The following is a 4094-nucleotide window of genomic DNA, read 5'->3' as shown; positions in this document are numbered from 1 at the left end:
TTCTACTTGATGGCTGCATAAATTGCCAGAGTGAAATCCACAATAGCATTTCATAATTTTTTATTCTTATTTAGCGACAAGTCTATTAAATATAAGCGGCAGAACGATGGAGTGACCTTATGCCTTTGTTAACTTAGCAACTATCACTATACCGAAAAATTATGTCAGTTGACAACATAATGAGGGTTTCAGGCGACGTTATTAGAGTTGGTAATCACGAGCAGTTGCGATCGCTTACTATACCCCTAGCCTAAAGCCCTATTCTCTCGTGATTTATTGTGATTAAAATTAATTTGTTGAGAATAAGCTCTAGTGTGAAACCCTTGCTCTTTCGTTGTTTCACGACTTAACGGGAAAAGTCAGATATTTAATGGGGGAGAAAGCAGTTGCCGTCGGCAACCGCTTTCTCCCCTGTTAAAATGGTTATCATTTTTATTAACTGTATATTTTATTCTCTGCAAGTCCCTTATCTGCTGCCTATCTGTTATTATCAATTCTGTTCAAGTCAGACAGAAATTATTTTCGGAGATAAACAATGGGTAAGAAATATGATGTTTATGGTGTAGGTAATGCCTTGGTAGATATAGAATACGAAGTATCTCTAGAGTTACTACAACAGTTAAAGATTGATAAAGGTGTAATGACACTCCTAGATGAAGAGAGTCAAAATCATATTTTGGAAAATCTCAAAAATCTTCATTGCCATAAGAGTTGTGGAGGTTCAGCAGCTAACACAATAGTGGCAATTAGTCAACTAGGAGGAAAAACTTTTTATTCCTGTAAAGTAGCTAATGATGAATTTGGAGACTTTTACATAGAAGATTTACTCAACTCTCAGGTAGATACCAACTTAAAAAATGGCGACCGCCAATCAGGAATTACAGGTAAATGTTTGGTGCTAGTAACTCCCGATGCAGATCGCACCATGAATACATTTTTGGGAATTACTGGAGAATTTTCTACACAAGAATTAGTATCATCAGCGATTGCTGATTCAGAATATGTATATATCGAAGGATATTTAGTAACTTCTTCCACAGCAAAAGAAGCAGCTATAAAGGCTAGAGGAATAGCTGAAAAAGCGGGAGTGAAAACCACCATGTCCTTATCTGATTACAATATGGTAAAATTTTTTAAAGATGGTTTATTAGACATCATTGGGCCTGGTTTAGACTTAATTTTTGCTAATGAAAGTGAAGCATTAGAACTAGCAGATACACAAGATTTTCAAGTAGCTGTAGAGAAACTAAAAACCCTGAGTAAGAAATTTGCTATTACTCGCGGTGCCTTAGGTTCAGTACTATTTGATGGTCAGAAATTAATCGAAATTGCTGCACCTCAAGTAAAAGCTGTAGATACAGTAGGAGCAGGAGATATGTATGCAGGTGCTTTCCTCTATGGAATTACCCAAGGTATGAGCTATGAAGAAGCCGGAAAATTAGCATCAGCCGCAGCTTCTAAGATTGTTACATCCTATGGGCCAAGATTAAAAACTGAGGAATTAAAGGCATTAGTTACTGCTTAGAGAGTGTTTGAAAAGTCTTCAGGGGTCAAATTTTATGCCAGCAGTATAAGCCTTCATAACCAACTGAGGCTTGTTGAAAAGCGGCATCCACCAAGAACTTTCAACTGACAAAAATTAAATGTCTATATAAGACTAGCAATTTTAATTAAAATACCGTCTAAATCTCTGACGTATCCAACTTTTTGTCCCCAAGGCTTTTGTTTTGGCACAACTAAAATAACTGCACTAGCTTCAACAGCGCGATTGAAGGCTGCATCAACATCATCCGGGATAATCACATGAAGCCTTTTGTATGGTGACTGTGGTTTGCTAGTAGCAGCCTTTTTAGGTTTGGGTCTTGTAATAGTTGCAGTCATTGTATAATCTCCTGTTTATATTGACGCAAGGAAATTTTCCCCATTGTGATTGCGGGGCTTGGTACTTGTATTTAGTTGTCTAAAAAGTTACTGCTACACTAACAGCCTATTGAGGTTGCCAGAATCGCAACTCGTCTCGGAAATACCTATCAGTCTTTTTCGATTCGTTCTGCCAGTGATCCCATGCAACGATTACCTCATCTCCCAAATCCTGAATCACTTCTCCTCCCTCGACATACAAAGTGCGGTATGGGTCAGCATGAGCAACGATAGAACTAACGCCAATTGTGTCCGGTTCAGTAGATGCTTTCTGGAGAGCAGCAATTAATTCTGTCTCTTCATTGGTCAATTCCGCCCAGTAGTCCTGTTTAATCACCTCATACTCTTGCGCCACTGCCCAATAGTCCTGCCACATACACCCAGGCTGTGCAAGCACCTGTCGAATATCACTAACCGCTTGAGGTAGCATTTCCAGTTGTTCGGCTCGGTAAGCGATCGCAATTGGTATTGGCTCACTCCCCAGAATGATCGCCGCAGCTTCGAGTGCTTGGGGCATCCAAACCAGTATTGTTGATCAGCAGCCTCTCGCCATCACCAAAGGTGACAATCTGCTGCCAGTGATTTGGTGCGTCTGTCTCAATCACTCCCGAATCCCCATAACGAGGGTGTGAGTGTTGTGAAACAGTGACAGAATTACACAATTGCGTTTTAGGGTTTTCGCTTTTTATGGAGCGTTTAATTTTTGGTGCGACAAGTTGTACTGCTTTAGCAAAGTCTGCGGCAGTGGGAAAGGGTTTTCTTGTGCTGCGATCGCAACAGCTTCGTGTAACTTGTCGGGAGTTTTGACTAGCCGGAGTAAGGATCGTGTCTGGGATGGTTTAATGATTTTTTCCCTCAGTTCCTCTGGCAAAGTATCAACTACTTTCTTCGCAGACAGCAAATCCCTGACGCGCCGATATCCCCCATGTTTGGTTAACTCGTTCTCGCAATAGTCTTCAAAGCTGAAATATCCACCATCTTTGTAGTAGTGGTTGTCTCGCATTAGACGTAGTTTATCTATTGCTTGCCACTCGAACCTATCGATGGCAGTGAAGGTTTCGCAGACAGCAATTCCAAATTCAAATTTAGACAAATGGTAGAATTTAGTTTGAGGATGAAGGATTATTTCTTCAAGGGCATCGAGATGGAGCCGATGACACTGAGTTTTGGAGTAATGCTGGGATTTCTCACTAGAGCGATCGCAAAAATCAAAGACCCAAGGCTTGCCAGTAATGCGACGCGCTATAGCATTAAAGATACTGTACTAGGGGCATTTTTAGTATTTTTCATGCAGTGCGAATCATTTTTGGAACATCAGCACCAGATGCATAGTCGTTGATAAAACTAAAATAGAGTTGGCATCAGAAATTATTACTGAGTTAATTGAATCAGGCTCTAATATTGAATTAATACTAGCAGATAGTTGATATGGTGAAAGTAGCCAATTTTTTAGAAAAATAGCTGAATCTAAAATAGATTATGTCGTAGCAATAAGAATTAATCATGGAGTCTGGCTACCTTCTGGGCAGAGCGTTAGAGCGAATAAGTAGTGTAAATTTGAGAGGGCATTTAGCAATCAAAAATCAGAAAGCTGAGTTGATACTTACTACTTTAGCAATTTCTGGTAATGATTTTCTTTTTATTGGTGAGATTATTCCTAAGTGCAAATATTTGAAGCACTCATAATTTCTTACTTCTTTAAATATATCTTGATCCTCTGCACAATATTCATCTATGATCGCAATTGTTGGGTGGGCATCTCTTGCCAAATGTTTCTGTATTTGTAATTCTACATCCATTGCTCTGCTTACCTGAAGAGAGTTTTTTCTTTTAATCCTTTTATTTAGAATACTCGGAAAGTGACAGAAGAGGGATAATGACCAATCTTCAAGGTAATCTCAAGAAAACTTTAGGAGATTTATATGGATTAAGAACCTGGGTAGAATATGGTTTCCGACAGTGTAAACAGGTACTAGGCTGGACAGATTACCGTTTCATTAATTTCCAACATATTGAGAGGTGGTGGGAGATTATTTTTTGTGTTTACACGATGATTAGTTTAAATTCTCCAGTCTTCTTACTGGACTTTAGACTAAGAAGCACAAAATAACTCAGAGAAGCTGAGTTGAGAACAGCCAAAGCAAAAAAGTAGAAAAATCACAAATTAAGCGATT

General features: G+C 39.1%; 6 protein-coding genes and 3 pseudogenes. 4 read left to right on the top strand and 5 right to left on the bottom strand.

The window, feature by feature from the left end:
- Nucleotides 1–535: 535 nt before the first annotated feature.
- Nucleotides 536–1525, top strand: coding sequence for an adenosine kinase (locus tag V7K40_RS33810; RefSeq protein WP_334967220.1), 990 nt, complete (start codon nt 536–538; stop codon nt 1523–1525).
- Between the two features lie 122 nt (nt 1526–1647).
- On the opposite strand, the gene V7K40_RS33805 is transcribed toward V7K40_RS33810, so the two are convergent.
- From V7K40_RS33805 to V7K40_RS33790, 4 genes are all read right to left on the bottom strand, one after another.
- Complete coding sequence (locus V7K40_RS33805; RefSeq protein WP_334967219.1) at nt 1648–1881, bottom strand: VOC family protein; 234 nt, start codon at nt 1879–1881, stop codon at nt 1648–1650.
- 106 nt (nt 1882–1987) lie between these two features.
- Nucleotides 1988–2437: a hypothetical protein gene (locus V7K40_RS33800; RefSeq protein WP_334967218.1), complete on the bottom strand. Its 450-nt coding sequence runs from the start codon at nt 2435–2437 to the stop codon at nt 1988–1990.
- Nucleotides 2394–2525: a hypothetical protein gene (locus V7K40_RS33795; protein ID WP_334967217.1), complete on the bottom strand. Its 132-nt coding sequence runs from the start codon at nt 2523–2525 to the stop codon at nt 2394–2396. The genes V7K40_RS33800 and V7K40_RS33795 overlap by 44 nt, the downstream gene beginning before the upstream one ends.
- An 80-nt stretch (nt 2526–2605) precedes the next feature.
- The gene (locus tag V7K40_RS33790) at nt 2606–3013 is read right to left on the bottom strand and encodes a hypothetical protein (RefSeq protein WP_334967216.1); all 408 of its coding nucleotides are present in this window, start codon (nt 3011–3013) and stop codon (nt 2606–2608) included.
- Between V7K40_RS33790 and V7K40_RS33785 the strand changes: the two genes are divergently transcribed.
- Together V7K40_RS33785 and V7K40_RS33780 are read left to right on the top strand one after the other, a co-directional pair.
- Nucleotides 3014–3259 (top strand): hypothetical protein, encoded by a 246-nt coding sequence (locus tag V7K40_RS33785; RefSeq protein ID WP_334967215.1) that lies wholly within the window; start codon nt 3014–3016, stop codon nt 3257–3259.
- Nucleotide 3260: 1 nt separating this feature from the next.
- Nucleotides 3261–3467, top strand: a pseudogene (locus V7K40_RS33780) (transposase); the annotation flags it as partial.
- 42 nt (nt 3468–3509) lie between these two features.
- Here V7K40_RS33780 and V7K40_RS33775 read toward each other — a convergent pair.
- Nucleotides 3510–3719: pseudogene (locus V7K40_RS33775) on the bottom strand (IS701 family transposase); the annotation flags it as partial.
- A 74-nt stretch (nt 3720–3793) separates the two neighbouring features.
- On the opposite strand from V7K40_RS33775, the pseudogene V7K40_RS33770 reads away from it, so the two are divergent.
- Nucleotides 3794–3991 (top strand): annotated as a pseudogene (locus V7K40_RS33770) (transposase); the annotation flags it as partial.
- Nucleotides 3992–4094 lie beyond the last annotated feature (103 nt).

The sequence above is a fragment of the Nostoc sp. genome (assembly GCF_036917195.1).
Taxonomy (GTDB): domain Bacteria; phylum Cyanobacteriota; class Cyanobacteriia; order Cyanobacteriales; family Nostocaceae; genus Nostoc.
This window is presented reverse-complemented; position numbering and strand designations above follow the sequence as displayed.